Below are 22,862 nucleotides of genomic sequence, written 5' to 3' on the forward strand. Positions count from 1 at the left end.
CCGTCCGGATCATCACGAGTTCTGCGAACGTCCTGCGTTCAGGGAGATCGTGACGCGGTGACCGGTTCAGACGCGCGGCAGCCGTTCCGTGGCCATTCCGCTGCTGACGGCAGCACCGTTGTCGACGGTCAGACCGCCCTCGATGGAGAGAATCCGGTGCAGGCGGGTGGCCACCAGGAGCCTTTGCAACTGGGGTGGCACACCGCGCAGGACGAGTCGCCGGTTGACCCGTCCCGCGCGCCGGTGCGCACCCATGATGACGCCGAGTCCGGTGGCGTCCCAGGAATCCAGGTTCGTCAGGTCGAGCACGAGATCGCCCCGGCCGGAGTCGACCGCGTGGTGCAGAACGGCACGGGCGTCCGCAGCGCTGCGGACGTCGAGGCGGCCCCCGACGACCAGCTCGGCGTGGTCGCCCTTGATGTGCATATGTGCTCCCGAAGGTGGTGCGTTGCCTTACCAACGTCTACCGAACTGACTGCCTCTCGGACGGCAAGGTTTCCGTCTGTGAGCGAACCGATACGCAATTCACTCCGGCGGGTGAGCCCGGGAGTGACGGAAGATCAGTACCTGTAGAAGCCCTGCCCGCTCTTACGGCCGATGTCACCAGCGTCAACCATCCGGCGCATGCCCTCCGGCGGGGCGAACTTCTCGTCCTGGGACTCCGTGTAGATGTTCTCGGTGGCGTGCAACAGGATGTCCACGCCGGTGAGGTCTGCGGTGGCGAGCGGGCCCATGGCGTGACCGAAGCCGAGCTTGCACGCGGTGTCGATGTCCTCGGCGCTGGCGACGCCGGATTCCTGGAGCTTGGCCGCCTCGACGACCAGCGCCGCGATCAGCCGGGTGGTGACGAAGCCCGCCACGTCACGGTTGACGACGATGCACGTCTTGCCGACGCTCTCGGCGAACTCCCGTGCGGCGGCGAGGGTTTCGTCGCTCGTCTTGTAGCCCCGGACGAGTTCGCAGAGCTGCATCATCGGGACCGGCGAGAAGAAGTGGGTTCCGACGACCCGGTCGGGCCGTCCGGTCACCGCCGCGATCTTCGTGATCGGGATGGCCGACGTGTTCGAGGCCAGCACCGCCCCGTCCTTCACCAGCGCGTCGAGCGAACGGAAGATCTCCTGCTTGACGTCGATCCGCTCGAAGACCGCTTCGACCACGATGTCGGCGTCCGCGACCGCGTCCAGGTCGGTCGTCGCGCGGATCCGCTTCAGCGCGGCCTCCGCGTCCTCCGCGGCGAGCTTGCCCTTGGAGACGAACTTGTCGTAGGAGGCCTTGATCCCGTCGGTGCCGCGGGTGAGCGCGGCGTCGGTGACATCGCGCAGGACGACGTCCCAGCCTGCCTGGGCCGAGACCTGTGCGATACCGGATCCCATGAGTCCGGCTCCGATGACGGCGAGCTTCCTGGCCACTGCTAATCCCCTTACACCCTGTCCGATTACGGCTCTTGGCGGACGATAGCGCCGTTGCGGCCCGTTGCGCCGGGGAAGAGATGCGCGTCACGTCTCAGATGACGGACATCACACAACACACCGCCGATTCGGCCCTGTCCGGGGTTCCGGAGGGCGCCGGGTGCCGCTCGTTCCGACCGGCCCCCGCCCCGCCGCCGGTGCCGGGGGCGACTCCCTCCTCCGCACGGCATAGGCTCGAACCATGGTCAATCTCACCCGCATCTACACCCGCACCGGGGACGACGGCACGACTGCTCTCGGCGACATGAGCCGCACACCGAAGACCGATCTGCGGATCGCCGCGTACGCGGACGCCAACGAGGCGAACGCGGTCATCGGTACTGCGGTCGCACTCGGCTCACTGCCCGAGGAGGTCGTGAAGGTCCTCGTGCGCGTCCAGAACGACCTGTTCGACGTCGGGGCGGATCTCGCGACCCCGGTCGTCGAGAACCCCGAGTACCCGCCGCTGCGCGTCGAGCAGATGTACGTCGACAAACTCGAGGCGGACTGCGACCGGTTCCTGGAACAGCTCGAGAAGCTGCGCAGCTTCATCCTCCCCGGCGGCACGCCGGGCGCGGCCCTGCTCCATCAGGCGTGCACGGTCGTCCGCCGTGCGGAACGCTCCACCTGGGCAGCGCTGGAGGTGCACGGCGAGCGGATGAACGCGCTCACCGCAACATATCTGAACCGGTTGTCCGACCTGCTGTTCATCCTGGCCCGGACCGCCAACAAGGAGGTCGGCGACGTGCTCTGGGTCCCCGGCGGCGAACGCTGACGCCGAGTCGCGTGCGGAGCATCCGGGGCCGCGCCGGCGCTTCCCGGAACGGGCGGCCGAGGTGCCACGGGGGGATCGGCGGCGCAGGTCCCCCGCCGATCACGGGACCGCGCCGGTCAGGCGACGTTGACGCGCTGGCCGGGAGGGGCGGCTTCGAGCCAGGCGAGGAATCCGGTGAGGGCGTCGTCACTCATCGCGAACTCGAGCCGGGTGTTCTGGTGCAGACAGCTCAGGACGACCGAGTCGGAGAGCAGGGCCAGCTCCTCCTCCCCCTGGGGCGCACGGCGGGAGAGCACTTCGATGGCGGAGCGCTCCAGCACCCTGCGGGGCCGGGGAGCGTAGGAGAAGACGCGGAACCACTCGATCCGGTCCGCGCTGTAGCGCGCGACTCCGTAGATCCAGCCTTTGCCGCTGGGATCGGTCCCGGCCTCCGCGGAGCCGGCCTCCGGGGCGTTCCAGCGCAGGCTGCAGTCGAATGTGCCTCCGGAGCGCTGGATCAGTCTCCTGCGCAGCCCGAAGACGAACAGCCCCACCAGTGCGAGACCGATGACCACGCCGCTCACGAGCAGTGCGAGGACCATCTGCACCGACCTCCTCGCCATGGGGGTACCTCCCAGCGGTGGCTGGGGGAGTACCGGACCAGTATGACCTCTTGTACCGGCTCAGCCGCGGACCGCCCTGGAGGAATCCAGTCCGGTCCGCGGCTGAGACACGTCATGCTCGGCGATCAGGCGTTCAGCGCCCGCCGGCCGCAGCGACCAGACGGACCTCGGCGCGCCGTTCGGCACCCGCGTCGGTCTCCGCCTTCGCCCGCTCGAGGGCGCGCTCGGCGCGGGCGACGTCGATCTCGTCCGCCAGCTCCGCGATCTCTGCCAGCAGCGACAGCTTGTTGTCGGCGAAGGAGATGAAACCGCCGTGCACCGCAACGAGAACGGTGCCGCCCTCACTCGTACGGATGGTGACCGGGCCGGACTCCAGCACACCGAGCAACGGCTGGTGGCCGGGCATGACGCCGATGTCACCCGATGTGGTGCGCGCGACGACCAGGGTGGCCTCGCCGGACCAGACACTGCGGTCCGCGGCGACCAGCTCGACGTGCAGCTCAGCAGCCAACGTGGCTCCTCGGGTCTCCACCTGCCGTGGCAGGTGTCCAGAAAAGGACTGGGACGAAAAGAATAACGGGCGTACGGGTCAGGGGCGGGGCGGGCCCGCCCCTGACACCGTCGAGCACGGGGCTCAGGAGACGCCGAGCTCCTTGGCGCTCTTCTTCAGGTCGTCGAGACCACCGCACATGAAGAAGGCCTGCTCCGGGAAGTGGTCGTACTCGCCGTCGCAGATCGCGTTGAAGGCCGCGATCGACTCGTCCAGCGGAACGTCCGATCCGTCCAGACCGGTGAACTGCTTCGCCGCGTGGGTGTTCTGCGACAGGAAGCGCTCGACGCGACGGGCACGGTGGACGACCAGCTTGTCCTCCTCGCCCAGCTCGTCGATACCGAGGATCGCGATGATGTCCTGCAGGTCCTTGTACTTCTGCAGGATCCCCTTGACGCGGGAGGCACAGTCGTAGTGGTCCTGCGAGATGTACCGCGGGTCCAGGATCCGGGACGTCGAGTCCAGCGGGTCCACCGCCGGGTAGATGCCCTTCTCCGAGATCGGCCGGGAGAGCACCGTCGTCGCGTCGAGGTGCGCGAAGGTGGTCGCCGGGGCCGGGTCGGTCAGGTCGTCCGCGGGGACGTAGATCGCCTGCATCGAGGTGATCGAGTGACCACGCGTCGAGGTGATGCGCTCCTGCAGGAGGCCCATCTCGTCCGCGAGGTTCGGCTGGTAACCCACGGCGGACGGCATGCGGCCGAGCAGCGTGGAGACCTCGGAACCGGCCTGGGTGAAGCGGAAGATGTTGTCGATGAAGAACAGCACGTCCTGCTTCTGCACATCGCGGAAGTACTCCGCCATGGTCAGACCGGCCAGGGCGACGCGCAGACGGGTGCCCGGGGGCTCGTCCATCTGACCGAAGACCAGCGCGGTCTTGTCCAGCACGCCGGACTCGTCCATCTCCTGGATCAGGTCGTTGCCCTCACGGGTGCGCTCGCCGACACCGGCGAACACGGAAACACCCTCGTGCAGCTTCGCCACACGCATGATCATTTCCTGGATGAGGACGGTCTTGCCGACGCCGGCGCCGCCGAACAGACCGATCTTGCCGCCCTTGACGTACGGGGTCAGCAGGTCGACGACCTTCAGGCCGGTCTCGAACATCTCGGTCTTGGACTCGAGCTGGTCGAAGGCCGGGGCCTTGCGGTGGATCGCCCAGCGCTCGCCGACGTTGGCGTTCTCCTCGGGGACGTTCAGCACCTCGCCGAGGGTGTTGAACACCTTGCCCTTGGTGAAGTCGCCGACCGGGACGGTGATGCCGTCGCCGGTGTCGGTGACCGGGGCCTGGCGGACCAGGCCGTCGGTGGGCTGCATGGAGATGGCCCGGACCAGGCCGTCACCGAGGTGCTGCGCGACCTCGAGGGTCAGCGTCTTGCGCTTGCCCTCCTCGGCCGGGTCGGCGACCTCGACGGTCAGGGCGTTGTAGATCTCCGGCATCGCGTCGACGGGGAACTCCACGTCGACGACCGGGCCGATGACCCGCGCGACGCGGCCGGTGGCCACGCCCGCCGCGGCGGTCGGCTCAACAGTGGTGGTCATAGGTTCAGTCACTCCCCGCGGTCGCGTCGGCCAGGGCACTGGAGCCACCGACGATCTCGCTGATTTCCTGGGTGATGTCGGCCTGGCGGGCCGCGTTGGCAAGCCGCGTGAGCGACTTGATGAGCTCTTCCGCGTTGTCGGTCGCCGACTTCATCGCACGACGCCGCGCGGCGTGCTCCGAGGCCGCCGCCTGCAGCAGCGCGTTGTAGATCCGGCTCTCCACGTACCGCGGCAGCAGCGCGTCGAGAACGTCCTCCGCCGACGGCTCGAAGTCGTACAGCGGCAGGAGTTCGGTGGTGGCACCGTCCTCCTGCTCCTTCGAGCCGGCGAGGCTGAGCGGCAGCAGCCGGTCGTCGATCGGCGTCTGCGTCATCATCGACACGAACTCCGTGAAGACGATGTGCAGCTCGTCGACCCCGCCCTCGGCCGTGTCGGTGAGGACGGCCTCGATGAGCGGAGCGGCGATCCGCTTGGCGTCCGCGTACGTCGGCTTGTCGGTGAAGCCGGTCCACGACTCCGTGACCTTGCGCTCACGGAAGCTGTAGTAGGCCAGACCCTTGCGGCCGACGATGTACGGGACGACCTCCTTGCCCTCGGCCCGGAGACGCTCGGTGAGCGCCTCGGCGGCCTTGATGGCGTTGGAGGAGTAGCCGCCGGCCAGACCGCGGTCGCTCGTGACGAGCAGGACCGCGGAGCGGACCGGGTTCTCCGCCTCGGTGGTGAGCGGATGCGTGGTGGTGGAGCCGGTCGCCACTGCCTTCACCGCGCGGGTGAGCTCACTCGAGTACGGCGTCGATGCCGCCACCTGGCGCTGCGCCTTGACGATGCGCGAGGCGGCGATCATCTCCATCGCCTTGGTGATCTTCTTGGTGGCGGTGACGGATTTGATGCGGCGCTTGTATACCCGAATCTGGGCGCCCATGCTCAGCCCTCACCCAGCAGCTTGCCGTCCGCGGTCTCGAACTGCTTCTTGAAGCTCGCGATCGCGTCGCCCAGCGCCTGCAGCGTGTCGTCCGACATCTTGCCGCCCTCGCGGATACCGGTCATCAGGCTCTTGTGCTCGCGGGCCAGGTAGTCCAGGAGCTCCCGCTCGAAGCGGCGGATGTCCTCGACCGGCACCTCGTCCATCCTGCCGGTGGTGCCGGCCCAGATGGAGACGACCTGGTTCTCCGTGGAGTACGGGGCGTACTGGCCCTGCTTCAGCAGCTCGACCATGCGCTTGCCGCGCTCCAGAGCCGACTTGGAAGCCGCGTCCAGGTCGGAACCGAAGGCGGCGAACGCCTCGAGCTCACGGAACTGGGCGAGGTCCACACGGAGCCGGCCGGAGACCTGCTTCATGGCCTTGTGCTGGGCGGAGCCACCGACGCGGGAAACCGAGATACCGACGTTCAGCGCGGGACGCTGGCCCGCGTTGAACAGGTCGGACTCCAGGAAGCACTGGCCGTCGGTGATGGAGATGACGTTGGTCGGAATGAACGCCGACACGTCGTTCGCCTTGGTCTCGACGATCGGCAGACCGGTCATCGAGCCCTTGCCCATGTCGTCGGAGAGCTTGGCGCAGCGCTCCAGCAGACGGGAGTGCAGGTAGAAGACGTCACCCGGGTAGGCCTCACGGCCCGGCGGGCGGCGCAGCAGCAGCGACACGGCGCGGTAGGCGTCGGCCTGCTTCGACAGGTCGTCGAAGACGATCAGGACGTGCTTGCCCTGGTACATCCAGTGCTGACCGATGGCAGAACCGGTGTACGGGGCGAGGTACTTGAAGCCGGCCGGGTCGGACGCCGGAGCCGCGACGATCGTCGTGTACTCCAGGGCGCCGGCCTCCTCCAGGGCGCCGCGCACGGACGCGATGGTGGAGCCCTTCTGGCCGACCGCGACGTAGATGCAGCGGACCTGCTTGTCGGGGTCGCCGGAGCGCCAGTTGTCGCGCTGGTTGATGATCGTGTCGATCGCCAGGGCGGTCTTGCCCGTCTGGCGGTCGCCGATGATCAGCTGACGCTGGCCGCGGCCGATCGGGGTCATCGCGTCGACGGCCTTGAGGCCCGTCTCCATCGGCTCGTGGACCGACTTGCGCGCCATGACGCCGGGGGCCTGCAGCTCGAGGGCGCGCCGGCCTTCCGTCTCGATCTCGCCGAGGCCGTCGATCGGGGCACCCAGCGGGTCGACGACACGACCCAGGTAGCCCTCGCCGACGGGGACGGACAGGACCTCGCCGGTGCGGGTGACCGGCTGGCCTTCCTCGATGCCGCTGAACTCGCCGAGGACGACCGCACCGATCTCGCGCTCCTCGAGGTTGAGGGCGAGACCGAGGGTGCCGTCCTCGAACTTCAGCAGCTCGTTCGCCATGGCCGAGGGAAGGCCCTCGACCTTGGCGATGCCGTCGCCGGCAAGGCTGACCGTACCGACCTCCTCGCGCGAGGCCGCGTCCGGCGTGTACGACTGGACAAAGTTCTCCAGCGCGTCCCGGATCTCCTCCGGCCGGATCGTGAGCTCCGCCATCTGGGTTCCCTGCTCTCCTTGTTGGGCCCGAAGTCTTGTACTGCTGGGGGTCCGGGGCACGGCCCCGGGTGGTTTCGCAGCACTCACGGCCCAACTCGGGCCGCCTTCTTACTTGTTGAGTTGGTGGCTGGTCAGCCGGCCATGCGGCGGGTCGCCTCTTCGAGGCGGTCCGCGACGGTTCCGTCGATGACCTCGTCGCCGATGCGGACCATGATCCCGCCGAGGACCGAGGGGTCCACGTCCAGGTTCAGGTGCACCTGGCGCCCGTACAGCCTGGCCAGACCGTCGCCGAGACGCTGCTTCTGCCGGTCGCTGAGCGGCACCGCCGAGGTGACCACCGCGACCATCCGCTCACGGCGGGCGGCAGCCAGCTTGGAGAGGGCGTTGAGCCCGCCTTCCAGGCTACGGCCTCGGGGCTGGGTGACAAGCCGCACGATCAGGCGCTCGGTGACCGGGTTCGCCCGGCCGCCGAGGAGCCCGCGCAGCAGGTCGGCCTTGGCGGCCGCGCCCGCCCGCTTCTCGGTCAGCGCCGAACGCAGGTCGGGGGACGAGGCCACGATCCGGGCGAAACGGAACAGCTCGTCCTCGACCTCGTCGAGCGTCCCGGCCCGCTGGGCACCGGACAGGTCGGCGGTGTCGGCGAGCTCCTCGAGCGAGTCGACGAGGTCACGCGACCGGGACCAGCGCGAACGGACCATGCCGGACACCAGGTCGGCGGTCGTCCCGCTGACCCGGCCGCCCAGCAGGCGCCCGGCCAGTTCGGCCTTCGCCTCGCCGGACTGCGCCGGGTCGGTCAGGACCCGACGCAGCGACACCTCACGGTCGAGCAGCCCCGTGACGGCGGCCAGCTCCTCGGCGAGCTGTCCCACGTCGACGGACGAAGAGTCCGTCAGCGCGTCGAGACGCTCGCGCGCGGAGGCCAGTGCCTCGCGGCTCGCTCCGTTCATCGGACGGCCTCGGCCTTCGTCGCGCTGTCCTCGAGACCGTCGAGGAAGCGGTCGATGACGCGGCTCTGCCGGGCGTGGTCCTCGAGGGACTCGCCGACGAGCTTGCCGGCCAGGGTCGTCGCCAGCGTGCCGACGTCCTGACGCAGCGACTGCGCGGCCTGCTTGCGGTCGGCCTCGATCTGGGCGTGGCCCGCAGCGATGATCTCCTCACGCTGCCGCTGGCCTTCCACACGCATCTCGGCGATGAGCGCGGCGCCCTGCTCCTGCGCCTCCTGGCGCAGGCGGGCGGCCTCGTGCCGGGCCTCGGCGAGCTGAGCCTTGTACTGCTCGAGCACGTCCTGAGCCTCGGCCTGAAGGGCCTCGGCCTTCTCGATTCCACCCTCGATTGCCTCGTGGCGCTCGTCCAGAACCTTGTTGATGTTCGGGAGGAGCTTCTTGGCCAGGAAGGCGAAGACGATGAAGAAGGCGACCAGGCCGATGACGAGCTCCGGGATCGGCGGAAGAAGCGGGTTCTGCGCTTCGGCCGCCACCTGAACCAGGGCGATCACATCAGTGCCTTTCGTCGAAAAAGGTGTCGGTAAGCCGCGATCACTTACCGAACACGAACGGCATGACGATGCCGATCAGGGCGAGCGCCTCACAGAAGGCGAAACCAAGGATCTGGTTGGCGCGGATCAGACCGGCCGCCTCGGGCTGACGGGCGAGGGCCTGGGTGCCGTTGCCGAAGATGATGCCGATGCCGATGCCCGGTCCGATGGCGGCGAGGCCGTAGCCGATGGAGCCGAGGGAGCCGGAGACGCCGGCGGCGAGGTCCACAGCGGACATGCTGTTTCTTCCTTCTCTTTCGCGGACCGGTGGGGGTTGGCCACCGGACATCTATGGGTCGGGGAAGCGGGTGCTCAGTGGTGCTCGGCGAGAGCGCCCTGGACGTAGTTGCAGGCCAGGAGCACGAACACGTACGCCTGGACAGCCTGGATGAAGAGCTCGAAGGCGGTCAGCACGATCACCATCACGAACGAGACCCCGGCGTAGGCGATGCCGATTCCGTTGAGCAGGTACCAGCTGGCGATGGTGAACATCACGATCAGCAGGTGACCGGCGAACATGTTGGCGAACAGCCGGACCGCGTGCGTGAAGGGGCGCACGAGAACGTTCGAGAAGAACTCGATGACGACGACCATCGGCAGGACCGGGCCGAGCGACTTGTCATAGCCGGTGATGTTCTTCAGGCCGCCGCCGAATCCGTGCTTCCTGAAGGTCAGGGTCATCCACGTGACGTAGACGATCAGGGCCATGGCGACGGGGAACGCGATGATCGAGGTGACCGGGAACTGGGCGAACGGGACGATCGACCACAGGTTCATGATCCACACCAGGAAGAAGAGCGAGACCATGAAGGGCACGTACTTCTTTCCCTCGCGCTGACCGAGCGTCTCGTAGACGATGCCGCGGCGCACGAAGTCATAGCCGGCCTCGCCGACCATCTGCAGCTTGCCGGGGACGACCTTCGGCTTGTTGAAGGCTGCCCAGAAGAAGCCGACGACCAGCAGGGTGCTCAGCAGCGCGAGCAGGATCGGCTTGTTGAAGTCGACACCGCCGACGCTGAAGATCGGGTCGAAGACAAAGGAGTGGAGGCCCGGAGACGGGAAGCCGCACCCATCGAAGATGTGGCAATCGGTCTCGAAGGCGAGCATCTGGTCAGCACTCACCGCGAGCTCCTTCAACGTGGCGCATGGGTACGGCAACCTCGATGTGTCGGCGCGGAGGGATACCGCGGGTCGGCACTGGACTGGTCTTGCGAATGTGGAGGCGGCTGGTCGAACCGGGCGAACAGCCAGGCATCAGATGCCCGGGCTTCAGCCGCAACCCCGCGCATGTCGGGGGCTCAACCGTCGTCGCCCGCTGTGCCTCAGATGGCACCGGACGATAGCAGGTGAGCGCGTCCGCCTTTATCCCGGCCCTACTTCTCACGGCGTCCGCCCCGCGCTCGCGCTGTGCTGCCCACCGGCGGACCGAGGCTCCACGTAGAGCATCTTCGCCTTCATGTGGGCCCGCGCCTGCGCTGCGATCCACACCAGGGTGGCAGCGAGCAGGGAGAAGGCGAACGCCTTCACGTCGAACAGGGTGGTGTTCTTGAACACGGCCAACAGAATTGCCAGGAGCAGCAGTTGCGTCGTGTAGAGCATGAGCCCCATGGCCTGGAACAGGTGCGGGTACTTGCGTGCCGTGTTCTGCAGGACGAACAGTCCGATGCCCATGAAGAGCACCACGACCACGGTGCCGAAGGTTGCTCCGACGGCACCCTTGCCTCCGGCGAGCAGGGCGCTCACCGCGACGGCTACGGCGCCGGCTGCACCGGTGGGCACGGCAGCGCGTGTCAGCATGCGGGCGTCACTGGACTGCATGAACGGCAGCTCCGGGAAGATGGGGGCACGGCGGTGGTGTTCGGTGAGCGTAGGCCCGACCGACGTGCGGCTCGAAATCCGGGAACCGTTCACATGCGACTCCGCGGCCCTCGATGCCGGGCTTCGTGAACGGTATCACAAACTATTTGATGAGGTCTTTACCTACATCGTGTGCCAACCGTCACACGTTGGAGCGATCACCCGCACCGATGAGCTGACGACTGGCGATATGTCTGGTATGGGAGATTTCGTCCGAACTCAGCTCCCGGATCCGGCCCCGCTGCGCTCCCGGAAACGGGACCTGCCGCCGATCGCCGTCGCCCCGTTCGGTCCGGCGGACACCGGTACGCGCTCCCCCGCTGCCGCCTCCGGCGTCGACCCGGTGGGCGCCCCGGCGGACCCGGCAGCGGGCTCCCCGTCGCGGAAATGCCGGTAGCGCGGGGGCAGGAACGACTCCATCCACTGCGGGGCCCGCGGCGTGAACCGTGGCAGCAGCAGCATGACGAGTCCCACAGCACTGAAGAACACGATCGCCAGGACGATCCACACGCTGGCCGAGTTGACCGAGTACGCGACGGCGCCGAAGGCGATGAGCGCCGACCAGAAGTACATGATCAGCACGGCACGGCTGTGGGAGTGGCCGATCTCCAGCAGCCGGTGGTGGAGATGGCCGCGGTCGGCGGCGAACGGCGACTGGCCCCGCCACATCCGCCGGACGATCGCCAGGACCAGGTCCGCGACCGGGACGGCGATGATCGTCAGCGGAAGCAGGATCGGCATGTACAGGGGCACCATGAAGTGCACCGCCCCGCGCTCCGAGCCGACGCTCTGCACGAGCTGGTCCGGGTCGACCTGACCGGTGATGGAGATGGCCCCGGCCGCCAGGACGAGTCCGATCAGCATCGATCCCGAGTCGCCCATGAAGATCCGCGCGGGATGCATGTTGTGCGGCAGGAAGCCCAGGCACATGCCCATGAGGATGGCCGCGAACAGCGTCGCCGGGGCGGCGGCCTCGATGCCGTAGCCGTACCACATGCGGTAGGCGTACATGAAGAAGGCCGCCGCGGCGAGGCAGACCATGCCCGAGGCCAGACCGTCCAGGCCGTCCACGAAGTTCACGGCGTTGATCGTGATGACCACGAGCGCGACCGTCAGCAGCGTGCCCTGCACCTGCGTGAGCGCCACGTTGCCCACGCCCGGGATGGGGATCCACAGGATCGTCAGACCCTGAACCACCATCACACCTGCGGCGATCATCTGACCGCCCAGCTTGATCAGCGCGTCCACGCCCCACTTGTCGTCCAGCACGCCCAGCAGCCAGATGAGCCCCGCTCCGGACAGCAGCGCGCGCGGCTCGTTCGACAACTCGAAGACCTGGCCGACGTTGGTCAGCTGCGACGCCAGGAGCAGGCCGCCACACAGGCCGCCGAACATGGCGATGCCGCCCAGCCGCGGTGTCGGTTCGCGGTGGACGTCGCGCGCGCGGATCTCCGGCATGGCGCCGGCCGCGATGGCGAACTTCCGGACCGGTCCGGTCAGCAGGTAGGTGACGGCTGCCGTGACGCACAGGGTCAGCAGGTATTCACGCAAGGGTTTGTCCCAGAGGTATCGCTGGCCATCTCAGCCCACACCCTAGACGAGGTCCCGTCCGGCGGCTCCGTCCGGACGCCGTCCGGTCGTCCCGCCCGCGGCAGGCGGAGCACGTCGGACCACGGATGCGGGCCCCCACGGAAGAGTGCTCACCCGTGTGACGCAGGCACCGCCCCCCGTCGGTTGCAACGCCCGGCCCCGCCGCCCCCGCCCCGGCTACCCGGGATAGGGCGGGAAGGCCCCGGTCAGCTCGGCTGCCGCCACACCGGTGACGACCTCCCCGCGCAGCACGGCCCCGATCAGGGCACCGACACGGACCATCTCCGGTTCCCGCATGCCCTGCGTGGTGACGGCTGCGGTACCGAGCCGGATGCCCGTGGTGCCCACCGGGGGCTCGCGGTGGTGCGGCAGTGCGCAGACGTCCAGGGCGATCCCGGCGGCTGCACAGCGGCCGCGGGCCGCACGCCCGTCGAGTCCCGTGCCCGCGACATCGGCCGTGATCATGTGGGTGTCCGTACCGCCGGTGGTGATCGTCAGCCCCTCGTCCGCGAGGGTGGCGGCCAGCGTCCTGGCGTTGGCGACGACCTGGTGGGCGTACGCGGCGAAGGCCGGACCCGCGGCCTCGGCGAAGGCCACGGCCTTGGCCGCCACCGAGTTCATCTGCGCCCCGCCCTGGGTGAAGGGGAAGACGGCCCGGTCGATCCGCGTGGCCGACTCCGATCCGCAGAGGATCATGCCGCCGCGCGGCCCCCGCAGCACCTTGTGCGTGGTGGCACACACCACGTCGGCATACGGCACCGGGCTCGGTGCCGCTCCCCCGGCGACCAGCCCGATGGGATGGGATGCGTCGACGACGAGATGTGCCCCCACGTCGTCGGCGATCTCGCGGAACGCCGCGTAGTCGGGATGCCGCGGGTAGGAGATCGATCCGCACACGATCGCCTTGGGGCGGTGCACGCGTGCCAGCCGGCGGACTTCCCTGTGGTCGATCAGACCGGTCTCCCGGTCGACGCCGTAGCCGACGAAGTCGAACCAGCGCCCGGAGAAGTTCGCCGGAGAACCGTGGGTGAGGTGCCCGCCCTGGGGCAGCGCCATGGCCAGCACCGTGTCGCCGGGACGCAGCAGCGCGGCGTAGGCGGCGAGAACCGCCGAGGACCCGGAGTGCGGCTGGACGTTGGCGTGGCCGGCGCCGAAGAGGACGACGGCGCGTTCGGCGGCCAGCTGCTCCGCGAGATCCACCACCTCGCATCCGCCGTGATGGCGGGCACCGGGGTATCCCTCAGCGTACTTGTTGGTCAGCGGGGATCCGAGGGCGGTCAGGACCGCGCGGGAGGTGAAGTTCTCGGCCGCGATCAGCTGGAGGCACCGGGACTGACGCTCGTGCTCGGCGAGCAGCACCCCCGCGAGCTCGGGGTCCTCGCGGCGCAGGACGTCGGCGTCCGGCTGCCACCCCGGGCGCCCCTCCGCGAGGGTCGCACCCGCCACGGCAGACGCGGGGAACGGGTCGGCGGACGCCTCCGAGGAGGACGGGCTGGTGGCGGGCATCGCTGGCTCCGGCAGGACGGGTGGCGCTCAGGGCGACACACCCAATGTAGGCCCGGGCATCCGGTGGCGCGCGGCCTGCGGGGCGGCCCCGCGGCGCTCCGCGGGGGTCTACCGGCGGGCGGGCAGCCCCGTCAGCGCGGTGACGACCGGGTCGAGGGCCTGGTGGATCTCCTCGCCGATGCTGCGGAACAGGGTGATGGGCGCGCCGTACGGGTCGTAGACCTCGTCGGCCTCGGGGCTCGGGGCCAGCAGCCAGCCGCGCAGCGCGGCAGCGGCCCGGACGAGGGCCCGCGCCCGGTCGACGACGGCACCGGCCGGCTCCGGGTCGGGCAGCGTGGTCGGGTCTATCGCCCGCACCAGGCGGGTGAACTCCTTGAGTGTGAAGGTGCGCAGCCCCGCCGAGTGCCCCATCGAGATCACCTGGGCACGGTGGTCGCGCGTCGCGGTCAGCACCAGATCGGCGCGGATGACGTGCTCGTCGAGGAGTTCGCGTCCGGTGAAGCCCTCCGGGTCCGCACCGAAGTCCGTGAGAACCGTGGCCGCGTGGGCCTCCATCGGCGCCCCTTCGTGCCCCCAGGTGCCGGCGCTCTCCACGAGCATGCCGCCGGCCCCCGCCTCCCCGAGACGGTGCGCCAGGGCATGCCGGGTCAACCGCTCGGTGATGGGCGAGCGGCACACGTTGCCGGTGCTCACGTGCAGGATCCGGAAGGTGTGGTCACCTCCCGCGCCGCGCCACGGATGGTCCGCCTGCCGCGGTCCGGGACCGGCAGCCCGCTCCCGCGGGTCCGAAGCCGTGCCACGTCCTGTTATGCCGAGCCCCTCCGGGGTCGGGCTCACGGTGACTGCCTTGTGTCGCTCGCTCCGGTCACGGCGCCACCTCGAGATCGGGCACGACCTCCCGCAGTTGCTCGGCGCTGAGCGCACCGGCGCGGAGCAGCACCGGGATCTTCCCCGTGACGTCGACGATGGACGACGGCACGTTGTCCGGCGTCGGACCGCCGTCCAGGTAGACGGACACCGAGTCGCCGAGCATTTCCTGCGCCGCGTCGCAGTCCTGCGGCGACGGGTGTCCCGTGAGGTTGGCGCTGGAGACGGCCATCGGGCCCACCTCGTTCAGCAGCTCGATCGCGACCGGGTGCAGGGGCATCCGGACGGCGACGGTCCCCCGGGTGTCGCCGATGTCCCACTGGAGGGACGGCTGGTGCCGGGCGACGAGGGTGAGCGCACCGGGCCAGAACGCGTCGACGAGCTCCCAGGCCTGCTCGGAGAAGTCCGTGACGAGACCGTGCAGGGTGTTCGGCGAGCCCACGAGCACGGGCGAGGGCATGCTCCGCCCACGTCCCTTGGCCTCCAGGAGCTCTCCGACGGCCTCCGGGCTGAACGCGTCCGCACCGATGCCGTAGACGGTGTCGGTGGGGAGGACGACGAGCTCGCCGCGGCGCACTGCGGCGGCGGCTTCGCGCAGACCGGTCCTGCGGTCGGTCGCGTCGGTGCAGTCGTATCGCCGTGCCATTAACGGGCCTCCCTGTGGCGGGGCTCCAGCTGGGTCATGTGTCGGTGGCGGGCCACGGATCCGGTGACGGGCGCGGCCGGGGCGGCGCCGCGGGGCACCGGGGTCACGGGGTGGCCCTTCGGGCGGTCGCGAACCTCGGGCGTTTGTTGAGGTCCGGGTGGTCCGCGGCGTCGGCCCAACCCCGTTCCTCGGCGAAGATCCACGGGACCTGGCCGCCCTGGGTGTCGGCGTGTTCGACGACGACCACTCCTCCGGGGCGCAGCAGCCGGTGGGCGGTGCGCTCGATCCCGCGGATGGTGTCGAGGCCGTCCTCACCGGAGAAGAGTGCCAGTTGCGGGTCGTGGTCGCGGGCCTCGGGCGCGACGTACTCCCACTCCGTGAGCGGGATGTACGGCGGGTTGGAGACCACCAGGTCGACCTGGCCGTCGAGTTCGTGCAGCGCGCTGAAGGCGTCGCCCTGGTGCAGCGAGACCCGGCTGCCCTGGACGTTCTTGCGGGCCCAGCGCAGCGCCCCCTCGTCGAGTTCCACGGCGTGGACCCGCGAGCGCGGCACCTCCTGGGCGAGGGCCAGGGCGATGGCGCCGGAGCCGGTGCACAGGTCGACGACGAGCGGCTCGACGACGTCCATGGCGCGTACGGCGTCTATGGCCCAGCCGACGACCGACTCGGTCTCCGGGCGCGGCACGAACACGCCGGGGCCGACCTGGAGCTCCAGGTACCGGAAGAAGGCCCGCCCGGTGATGTGCTGGAGGGGTTCTCGCGCTTCCCGGCGGGCGACGGCCTCCCAGTAGCGGGCGTCGAAGTCGGAGTCCGCGACCCCGTGCAGCTCGCCGCGTTTGACGTTGTGGACGAAGGCGGCGAGCTCCTCCGCGTCGAAGCGCGGCGAGGGCACACCGGCGTCGGCCAGCCGCTGCGTGGCCTGGGCCACCTCGGCGAGCAGCAGGTTCACTGGATGCCTCCTCACGGCGCTGCTGGACGGTGGTTCGCTGACGGGACGGCCCGGACGGCCGGGGTCTCTGCCTACTGCGCGGCAGCCAGTTTGGCGGCCGAGTCGGCGTCGACGCACGCCTGGATCACCGGATCGAGTTCCCCGTCCAGAACCTGGTCCAGGTTGTACGCCTTGAATCCGACGCGGTGGTCGGAGATGCGGTTCTCCGGGAAGTTGTACGTCCGGATCCGCTCGGAGCGGTCCACGGTGCGCACCTGGCTGCGGCGGGCGTCCGACGCCTCCTTGTCGGCCTCCTCCTGGGCGACGGCCAGCAGGCGCGCCCGCAGGATGCGCAGGGCCTGCTCCTTGTTCTGGAGCTGGCTCTTCTCGTTCTGGCAGGAGGCGACGACGCCGGTGGGCAGGTGGGTGATGCGCACGGCGGAGTCGGTGGTGTTGACCGACTGACCGCCGGGGCCGGACGAACGGTAGACGTCGATCCGCAGGTCGTTGGCGTGGATCTCGACGTCGACGTCCTCGGCCTCGGGCAGCACCAGAACGCCGGCTGCCGACGTGTGGATGCGGCCCTGGGACTCGGTGGCGGGCACCCGCTGCACGCGGTGCACGCCGCCCTCGTACTTCAGCCGCGCCCAGACGCCCTGGCCGGGTTCGGTCGCGCCGCCCCCGCCCTTCGTCTTCACGGCGACCTGGACGTCCTTGTAGCCGCCGAGGTCCGACTCGTTGGCCTCGATGATCTCGGTCTTCCAGCCGGAGCGCTCGGCGTAGCGCAGGTACATGCGCAGGAGGTCGCCTGCGAACAGCGCGGACTCGTCGCCGCCCTCCCCCGCCTTGATCTCGAGGATGACGTCCTTGTCGTCGCTGGGGTCCCGGGGAACCAGCAGCAGCCGGAGCTTCTCGGTGAGCTCCTCGCGCCGGCCTTCGAATTCCTTGACCTCGTCGGCGAAGTCCGGGTCGTCGGCGGCGAATTCGCGGGCGGTCTCGATGTCGTCGCCGCACCGGCGCCACGCCCGGTACGTGGTGACGATCGGGGTGAGCTCCGCGTAGCGCTTGTTGAGGCGGCGCGCGTTCGCCTGGTCCGCGTGCACTGCGGGATCGGCGAGCTGCTTCTCGAGACCGGCGTGCTCGCCGATCAGTTCCTCGACCGCCTCGAACATCGGGACTCGTTCCTTGCGATTGGGGGGCGGGTGGTGACAGTGGGTGGCAGGGCCGTGGGCGGCCTGCCGGACGACAAAGCGCCGGTCCGGCCGCCCCTGCTCGAGGGACGGCCGGGAACCGGCGCCTGCGGGTCGCTACTTCTGCGCGGACCCGGCCTTCTTGCCGAAGCGGGCCTCGAAGCGGGCAACACGGCCACCCGTGTCGAGGATCTTCTGCTTGCCCGTGTAGAACGGGTGGCACTCGGAGCAGACGTCGGCGCGGATGGCGCCCTCGGTCACGGTGCTCCGGGTGGTGAACGAGGCTCCGCAGGTGCAGCTGACCTGGGTCTCGACGTACTCCGGGTGGATGTCGCGCTTCAAGGGATTCTCCTAGGTTCGGGAGGGCTCCGGGTCGTACCGGCCGTGTGCCGTCACGTGAACCGGGGCCGACGGTCCAGTCTGCCAGGACCGGCCACATCTCCCAAAACCGGGGGGCGGCCGCAACTATTCCGGGGCGCCCGGGGAGCGCTCCCCCACCACGTCGGACACGTCCGCCTTGCCGGCGTCCGACCCCTCGGTCGCGGACTCGGGGACCGGACGGTCGTCCCGCAGGGCTTTCCACAACTGGTCCGCGCGCTTCTCGAGGGGGACCACGCGGTTCGAGTCGTCGGGGTCGTAGACCACCGGCATGGTCACCGTGTCGATGTCGGCGGACTTGATGCTTTTCAGGCTGCGCACCAGGCCGACGAGGTCCTGCACCGAGGCGAGGTCGGAGTCGGTGGTGACGCTCCGGGTTGCGGTGTCGGCAAGCGAGTAGAGCTCGGCGGGGTTGCCGAACAGGTCGATGTCCTCGACCCGCTTGATCAGCGCCTTGACGAACGCCTGCTGGAGCTGGATCCGGCCCAGGTCGCTGCCGTCGCCGACGGCGTGCCGGGTGCGCACCAGCCCGAGGGCCTGCTCGCCGCGGAGGTTGTGCCGGCCGGGTTCCAGGTGGAGGTGGCTGTCCCGGTCCCTGATGGGCTCCTTGGTCTCGATCTCGACGCCGCCGAGCCGGTCGATCAGCTTCTTGAAGCCGGTGAAGTCGACCTCGACGTAGTGGTCCATGCGGATGCCGGAGAGTGCCTCGACCGTCTTGACGGTGCAGGCCGGTCCGCCGATGCGGTACGACTCGTTGAACATGGTCCGCTCGGCGGCCGGGGCGGTGCCGCCCTCGGTCCGGGCGCAGGCGGGGCGGTCGACGATGGTGTCCCGGGGGATGCTGACCAGGCTCGCCTTCCGGTGGCCCCGGTAGATGTGCAGGATCATCGCGGTGTCGGAGCGGGCGCCGGTCGCGCGGCCGTATATGCGGTTGTCCCCGGCCCGGGTGTCGGAGCCGAGGACCAGGATGTCCATGGAACCGTTGGCGACGTCCCGGGGCCGGTCGTGGCCGAGAGCCGCATCGAGGTTGATGCCCTTGAGGTTCCCGTTGAGCTTGAACCAGAGGTAGCCGAAACCGGAGCCGCCCGTGACGAGGAGCGCCGCGGCCACCCAGGCGCTGATGACCAGGGACCTGTGCCGGGCGGGGGCGCGCTTGTGCCACCGCCCGGCGCCGCGTATTCGGCCGTCGGGCCGGCCCGTGGTGTTGTCCGTACCGGGATCGTCCGCCATGGCTCCTCAGCTCTCGGCCCTTCCGAGTACCCCCTGCCGGCGTCGTCAGCACGGCCGGCGTCACTCTTCCGGTCGGAGGCTCCGCGCGGGCCCCCGGGACGACTCAGGGGCCGGTGATCCGCCCGCACGGAAAAACGGATCGGACAGGGGGAACCGTTCTGAGGTGGGGCTTTGTGGTGAGGGGCGATGCGGGAACCGATAGGGGCGAATCCGGTCCGGGCGACTGCCTCCCGGAGCAGCAGGCGCGCCCGGCTGGACAATCCTCATCACAACGGGTAATGGGTGCTTCACGTAAAGTCTGCGCGGTTCCGGAGCGGGAGAGGAAACGGCCGGGGCCCCGCGTCACCGATGTGACGGGGGCCCCGGCCGTGCGTACGCCTGCTGAGTCAGTCGTTGCCGTTGCTGCCCGGAGTGGGCGTCGTCTTCTGGATCTGCAGCAGGAACTCGGCGTTGCTCTTGGTCTGCTTCATCTTGTCCAGGAGCAGCTCGATCGCCTGCTGCGAGTCGAGCGCGTGCAGAACACGCCGCAGTTTCCAGGTGATGGCGAGCTCGTCGTTGCCGAGCAGGATCTCCTCCTTGCGCGTGCCGGAGGCGTCGACGTCCACCGCCGGGAAGATGCGCTTGTCGGAGAGCTTGCGGTCGAGCTTGAGCTCCAGGTTGCCGGTGCCCTTGAACTCCTCGAAGATCACCTCGTCCATACGCGAGCCGGTGTCGACCAGCGCGGTGGCCAGGATGGTCAGCGAACCGCCGTCCTCGATGTTCCGCGCCGCGCCGAAGAACCGCTTCGGCGGGTAGAGCGCGGTCGAGTCGACACCACCGGACAGGATGCGGCCGGAGGCGGGGGCGGCGAGGTTGTACGCACGTCCCAGGCGGGTGATGGAGTCCAGCAGCACGACCACGTCGTGTCCCAGCTCCACGAGGCGCTTGGCCCGCTCGATGGCGAGCTCCGCGACCGTGGTGTGGTCCTCGGCCGGGCGGTCGAAGGTCGAGGAGATGACCTCGCCCTTCACCGACCGCTGCATGTCGGTGACCTCTTCCGGACGCTCGTCGACGAGGACGACCATCAGGTGGCACTCGGGATTGTTGTGCGTGATCGCGTTGGCGACCGCCTGCATGATCATGGTCTTGCCGGTCTTCGGCGGGGCCACGATCAGACCGCGCTGGCCCTTTCCGATGGGCGCGACGAGGTCGATGATGCGGGTCGTCAGCGCGCCCGGCTCGGTCTCCAACCGCAGGCGCTCCTGCGGGTAGAGCGGGGTCAGCTTGCCGAACTCGGCCCGGCCGCGGCCGCTTTCGGGCGCCATGCCGTTGACGGAGTCCAGGCGCACCAGCGCGTTGAACTTCTCGCGCCGCTCGCCCTCCTTGGGCTGACGCACCGCACCGGTGACGTGGTCGCCCTTGCGCAGGCCGTTCTTGCGGACCTGTGCCAGCGAGACGTACACGTCGTTCGGCCCCGGCAGGTAACCGGAGGTGCGGATGAACGCGTAGTTGTCGAGGATGTCGAGGATGCCCGCGACGGGGATCAGCACGTCGTCCTCGGAGATCTGCGGCTCGCCGCCGAACTCGTCACGGCCCCGGCGGCCACGGCGGTCGCGGTAGCGGCCTCGCCGGCCGCGGCGGCCGCCCTCGAAGTCGTCGTCGTCGTCCTGACGGCCGCCACCGCGGTTGTCGCGCTGCTGCCGGTTGCCGCCGCCCTGGCCACCGTCGTCGCCCTTTCCGCGACGGTCGCGCTGCTGGTTGCCACCGCGGTCGCGGCCGCCCTTCTGGCCGCGGTCCTGACGGTCGCCCCGACCGCCCTTGTCCTGGGCGCCGTCCTGGGCGGAGCCGGCGCCCTCGCCCTTCTGGTCGCTCTTCTGCTCGCTGCGGCCCTTGGCCTCGGAGCGGTCGTCGCCGGTGCCCTCGGGGCTGCCGGCCTGCGCGGTGGCACGGCGGCGACGGCGCTCACCACCGGGCTCGTCGCTGGCGGGCTGACCGGGAATGTCGATCTGGGCGCCGCCCTTGCCCTCGGCGGTCTGCTCCGCTTCGCCCGTCCGGGCGGTGGAAGCGGCGCGGCGCTTGGGCTTGCTCTCGGCGGGCACGCTGTCGGAGGTCTTGGCGGGGGCGCCGCCGCCTCCGGCCTGCTTCTCCTTGATGACCTCGATCAGCTGGCCCTTGCGCATCCGCGCGGTGCCCTTGATACCGAGGCCCGAGGCGACCTGCTGCAGCTCGGCCAGAACCATGCCTTCGAGGCCGGTTCCGGAGCGGCGACGCCGAGAGGCAGTACCAGTGGCAGCACCGGTGGCAGGCGCGGCGGGCGCGTCCGTGGCGGGCGCGGAGGCTGCACCGACGTTGTTGTCGGCAGTCACGCCCATCAGATCGGTGGTGTCGCTCACGAAGGGTCCTTCCCTGGAGCGGGCGTCGGCCTGTCTGGCTCGGCGACCGGTTGTGCTGTCCGGCTGCGGTCCTGGTGCGGACCGGCCGGGGCGGTGGTCCGCCGTGGTTCGGCGGAGAGATCATTGATGGTTCCGGCACGGGGAGAGGTGGTACTTGACGCCCGTCGCGCCGATTCCGGAGCGTGCTCGTCACTGCTCAGGCAGGCTGCTCAGGCAGTCGAGGAGGCTCCCGGAAGAAGGGGTGGTCCCTCTACGGGACGCGCGCACGGCACCTCGGGGGTGCTTTCGTGCCACTCGACATTAACACTACCGGATCCAACAAACATTCCCCCTCTCCGAGAACGGATCATCCTTGCGCTATCCGGGAGTACCGGAATTCCCCGCTCCGCTGCCGGACGGGGACGCGTCGCCCTCCGTGCCGCCGCTCCGCGCGGCATCGAGCGGCAGCACGCTCGCACCGTCGGTGTCAAGGGGCAGTCGGTTGGCGGCCCATTCCTCGCCCGCCAGGCGCGCGACCTTGTCGGCCGAGGCTTCGTCCGCCAGCGCGAGGACGGTGGGCCCGGCGCCCGAGATGACGGCGGCGATCCCGTCCGCGCGCAACCGGTGCACCAGGGCCACGCTCTCCGGCATCGCGGGGGCCCGGTACTCCTGGTGGAGCCGGTCCTCCGTGGCCGGAAGCAGCAGTTCGGGACGCCGCGTCAGCGCCTCGACGAGGAGGGCGGAGCGTCCGGCGTTCGTCGCGGCGTCCACGTGCGGGACGGAGCGCGGCAGGAGCCCCCGCGCGGCTTCGGTGAGCACCGGTTTCGAGGGCACGAACACCACGGGAACGACGGACGGTGCGGGGTCCATCCGGATGGCCCGGGCGGCTCCGGCGTCCGACCAGGCGAGTGTGAACCCGCCCGCGAGGCAGGCGGCGACGTTGTCGGGGTGCCCCTCGATCTCGGTCGCGAGCCCCAGCAGAGCGGCGTCGTCGAGCTTCTCGGCGCCCCCTGTCGTCACCGCGCGCGCTGCCATGATGCCGGCACAGATCGCGGCCGAGGACGAGCCCAGACCGCGGCCGTGCGGGATCCGGTTGGCGCAGACCACCTCGAGTCCGCGGGGCTGACCGCCCAGGAGGGCGAACGCGGTGCGCAGCGACCGTACGAGCAGATGGCTCTCGTCGCGGGGCAGCGTGCCGGCACCCTCACCCGCGATGTCGACGTGCAGCCCCGACTCGGCGACCCGGACCACGACGTCGTCGTAGAGCCCGAGCGCCAGGCCGAAGGCGTCGTATCCGGGGCCGAGATTGGCACTGGTGGCAGGAACGCGCACTCGGACGGCGGCGGCGCGGAAGGCGGGACCGGCCATCTCTCGA

The 22,862-nt window shown here is 69.9% G+C and carries 23 protein-coding genes; 1 reads left to right on the forward strand and 22 read right to left on the reverse strand.

Annotated features, from left to right (window positions below; all coding sequences use genetic code 11):
* Positions 1–66 precede the first annotated feature (66 nt).
* Both M1E25_RS12440 and M1E25_RS12445 read right to left on the reverse strand, forming a co-directional pair.
* Positions 67–426, reverse strand: a complete 360-nt coding sequence (locus M1E25_RS12440; RefSeq protein WP_251414194.1) for an STAS domain-containing protein — start codon at positions 424–426, stop codon at positions 67–69.
* 134 nt (positions 427–560) lie between these two features.
* Positions 561–1,409: a 3-hydroxyacyl-CoA dehydrogenase family protein gene (locus tag M1E25_RS12445; protein WP_251414197.1), complete on the reverse strand. Its 849-nt coding sequence runs from the start codon at positions 1,407–1,409 to the stop codon at positions 561–563.
* A 241-nt stretch (positions 1,410–1,650) separates the two neighbouring features.
* On the opposite strand from M1E25_RS12445, the gene M1E25_RS12450 reads away from it, so the two are divergent.
* Positions 1,651–2,223, forward strand: coding sequence for a cob(I)yrinic acid a,c-diamide adenosyltransferase (locus M1E25_RS12450; RefSeq protein ID WP_251414200.1), 573 nt, complete (start codon positions 1,651–1,653; stop codon positions 2,221–2,223).
* A 116-nt stretch (positions 2,224–2,339) separates the two neighbouring features.
* Here M1E25_RS12450 and M1E25_RS12455 read toward each other — a convergent pair whose 3' ends face one another.
* From M1E25_RS12455 to thrB, 20 genes are all read right to left on the reverse strand, one after another.
* Positions 2,340–2,804, reverse strand: a complete 465-nt coding sequence (locus M1E25_RS12455) for a DUF2550 domain-containing protein (protein ID WP_251414334.1) — start codon at positions 2,802–2,804, stop codon at positions 2,340–2,342.
* Positions 2,805–2,958: 154 nt separating this feature from the next.
* A complete protein-coding gene (locus M1E25_RS12460; protein WP_251414203.1) occupies positions 2,959–3,336 on the reverse strand; it encodes a F0F1 ATP synthase subunit epsilon in 378 nt (125 codons plus the stop codon).
* A gap of 123 nt (positions 3,337–3,459) precedes the next feature.
* Positions 3,460–4,914: a F0F1 ATP synthase subunit beta gene (atpD, locus tag M1E25_RS12465; protein ID WP_251414206.1), complete on the reverse strand. Its 1,455-nt coding sequence runs from the start codon at positions 4,912–4,914 to the stop codon at positions 3,460–3,462.
* A 4-nt stretch (positions 4,915–4,918) separates the two neighbouring features.
* Complete coding sequence (locus M1E25_RS12470) at positions 4,919–5,836, reverse strand: F0F1 ATP synthase subunit gamma (RefSeq protein WP_251414208.1); 918 nt, start codon at positions 5,834–5,836, stop codon at positions 4,919–4,921.
* A 2-nt stretch (positions 5,837–5,838) separates the two neighbouring features.
* Positions 5,839–7,410: a F0F1 ATP synthase subunit alpha gene (atpA, locus tag M1E25_RS12475; protein WP_251414211.1), complete on the reverse strand. Its 1,572-nt coding sequence runs from the start codon at positions 7,408–7,410 to the stop codon at positions 5,839–5,841.
* 131 nt (positions 7,411–7,541) lie between these two features.
* The gene (locus M1E25_RS12480; protein ID WP_251414213.1) at positions 7,542–8,357 is read right to left on the reverse strand and encodes a F0F1 ATP synthase subunit delta; all 816 of its coding nucleotides are present in this window, start codon (positions 8,355–8,357) and stop codon (positions 7,542–7,544) included.
* A complete protein-coding gene (locus M1E25_RS12485; RefSeq protein ID WP_251414215.1) occupies positions 8,354–8,905 on the reverse strand; it encodes a F0F1 ATP synthase subunit B in 552 nt (183 codons plus the stop codon). The genes M1E25_RS12480 and M1E25_RS12485 overlap by 4 nt, the downstream gene beginning before the upstream one ends.
* A 40-nt stretch (positions 8,906–8,945) precedes the next feature.
* Positions 8,946–9,182 (reverse strand): ATP synthase F0 subunit C, encoded by a 237-nt coding sequence (atpE, locus tag M1E25_RS12490; RefSeq protein ID WP_251414225.1) that lies wholly within the window; start codon positions 9,180–9,182, stop codon positions 8,946–8,948.
* Positions 9,183–9,256: 74 nt separating this feature from the next.
* On the reverse strand, positions 9,257–10,066 hold the full coding sequence (gene atpB / locus M1E25_RS12495; RefSeq protein ID WP_251414227.1) for a F0F1 ATP synthase subunit A: 810 nt from the start codon (positions 10,064–10,066) through the stop codon (positions 9,257–9,259).
* A 258-nt stretch (positions 10,067–10,324) separates the two neighbouring features.
* Entirely contained in the window at positions 10,325–10,762 is a 438-nt protein-coding gene (locus tag M1E25_RS12500; RefSeq protein ID WP_251414229.1) for a Cg1360 family ATP-synthase-associated protein, read from the reverse strand.
* Positions 10,763–11,020: 258 nt separating this feature from the next.
* On the reverse strand, positions 11,021–12,352 hold the full coding sequence (locus M1E25_RS12505; RefSeq protein WP_251414231.1) for an MraY family glycosyltransferase: 1,332 nt from the start codon (positions 12,350–12,352) through the stop codon (positions 11,021–11,023).
* A gap of 216 nt (positions 12,353–12,568) precedes the next feature.
* Positions 12,569–13,897 (reverse strand): serine hydroxymethyltransferase, encoded by a 1,329-nt coding sequence (glyA, locus tag M1E25_RS12510; protein WP_251414234.1) that lies wholly within the window; start codon positions 13,895–13,897, stop codon positions 12,569–12,571.
* Positions 13,898–14,005: 108 nt separating this feature from the next.
* Entirely contained in the window at positions 14,006–14,599 is a 594-nt protein-coding gene (locus M1E25_RS12515) for an arsenate reductase/protein-tyrosine-phosphatase family protein (RefSeq protein ID WP_251414336.1), read from the reverse strand.
* 163 nt (positions 14,600–14,762) lie between these two features.
* Complete coding sequence (locus M1E25_RS12520; protein ID WP_251414248.1) at positions 14,763–15,410, reverse strand: L-threonylcarbamoyladenylate synthase; 648 nt, start codon at positions 15,408–15,410, stop codon at positions 14,763–14,765.
* A 103-nt stretch (positions 15,411–15,513) separates the two neighbouring features.
* Complete coding sequence (gene prmC / locus M1E25_RS12525; RefSeq protein WP_251414252.1) at positions 15,514–16,359, reverse strand: peptide chain release factor N(5)-glutamine methyltransferase; 846 nt, start codon at positions 16,357–16,359, stop codon at positions 15,514–15,516.
* Between the two features lie 71 nt (positions 16,360–16,430).
* Positions 16,431–17,510 carry a peptide chain release factor 1 gene (gene prfA / locus M1E25_RS12530; protein ID WP_251414255.1) on the reverse strand — a complete coding sequence of 360 codons (1,080 nt, stop codon included), beginning with the start codon at positions 17,508–17,510 and terminating at the stop codon, positions 16,431–16,433.
* A 135-nt stretch (positions 17,511–17,645) separates the two neighbouring features.
* A complete protein-coding gene (gene rpmE, locus M1E25_RS12535; RefSeq protein ID WP_251414258.1) occupies positions 17,646–17,870 on the reverse strand; it encodes a 50S ribosomal protein L31 in 225 nt (74 codons plus the stop codon).
* A gap of 123 nt (positions 17,871–17,993) precedes the next feature.
* Positions 17,994–19,136 (reverse strand): LCP family protein, encoded by a 1,143-nt coding sequence (locus M1E25_RS12540; RefSeq protein ID WP_251414261.1) that lies wholly within the window; start codon positions 19,134–19,136, stop codon positions 17,994–17,996.
* 386 nt (positions 19,137–19,522) lie between these two features.
* On the reverse strand, positions 19,523–21,508 hold the full coding sequence (gene rho, locus M1E25_RS12545) for a transcription termination factor Rho (RefSeq protein ID WP_251414265.1): 1,986 nt from the start codon (positions 21,506–21,508) through the stop codon (positions 19,523–19,525).
* Positions 21,509–21,865: 357 nt separating this feature from the next.
* On the reverse strand, positions 21,866–22,855 hold the full coding sequence (thrB, locus tag M1E25_RS12550) for a homoserine kinase (RefSeq protein ID WP_251414268.1): 990 nt from the start codon (positions 22,853–22,855) through the stop codon (positions 21,866–21,868).
* Positions 22,856–22,862: the final 7 nt, after the last annotated feature.

Source organism: Streptomyces meridianus (genome assembly GCF_023703325.1).
Taxonomy (GTDB): domain Bacteria; phylum Actinomycetota; class Actinomycetes; order Streptomycetales; family Streptomycetaceae; genus Streptomyces; species Streptomyces meridianus.

What these genes read in the sequence shown, in the direction of transcription:
- M1E25_RS12440 (WP_251414194.1), bottom strand. Translation starts at nt 426, where the DNA reads ATGCACATCAAGGGCGACCACGCCGAGCTGGTCGTCGGGGGCCGCCTC.
- M1E25_RS12450 (WP_251414200.1), top strand. Translation starts at nt 1,651, where the DNA reads ATGGTCAATCTCACCCGCATCTACACCCGCACCGGGGACGACGGCACG.
- M1E25_RS12455 (WP_251414334.1), bottom strand. Translation starts at nt 2,804, where the DNA reads ATGGTCCTCGCACTGCTCGTGAGCGGCGTGGTCATCGGTCTCGCACTG.
- atpD (WP_251414206.1), bottom strand. Translation starts at nt 4,914, where the DNA reads ATGACCACCACTGTTGAGCCGACCGCCGCGGCGGGCGTGGCCACCGGC.
- M1E25_RS12470 (WP_251414208.1), bottom strand. Translation starts at nt 5,836, where the DNA reads ATGGGCGCCCAGATTCGGGTATACAAGCGCCGCATCAAATCCGTCACC.
- atpA (WP_251414211.1), bottom strand. Translation starts at nt 7,410, where the DNA reads ATGGCGGAGCTCACGATCCGGCCGGAGGAGATCCGGGACGCGCTGGAG.
- M1E25_RS12480 (WP_251414213.1), bottom strand. Translation starts at nt 8,357, where the DNA reads ATGAACGGAGCGAGCCGCGAGGCACTGGCCTCCGCGCGCGAGCGTCTC.
- atpE (WP_251414225.1), bottom strand. Translation starts at nt 9,182, where the DNA reads ATGTCCGCTGTGGACCTCGCCGCCGGCGTCTCCGGCTCCCTCGGCTCC.
- M1E25_RS12500 (WP_251414229.1), bottom strand. Translation starts at nt 10,762, where the DNA reads ATGCAGTCCAGTGACGCCCGCATGCTGACACGCGCTGCCGTGCCCACC.
- glyA (WP_251414234.1), bottom strand. Translation starts at nt 13,897, where the DNA reads ATGCCCGCCACCAGCCCGTCCTCCTCGGAGGCGTCCGCCGACCCGTTC.
- M1E25_RS12520 (WP_251414248.1), bottom strand. Translation starts at nt 15,410, where the DNA reads ATGGCACGGCGATACGACTGCACCGACGCGACCGACCGCAGGACCGGT.
- prfA (WP_251414255.1), bottom strand. Translation starts at nt 17,510, where the DNA reads ATGTTCGAGGCGGTCGAGGAACTGATCGGCGAGCACGCCGGTCTCGAG.
- M1E25_RS12540 (WP_251414261.1), bottom strand. Translation starts at nt 19,136, where the DNA reads ATGGCGGACGATCCCGGTACGGACAACACCACGGGCCGGCCCGACGGC.
- thrB (WP_251414268.1), bottom strand. Translation starts at nt 22,855, where the DNA reads ATGGCCGGTCCCGCCTTCCGCGCCGCCGCCGTCCGAGTGCGCGTTCCT.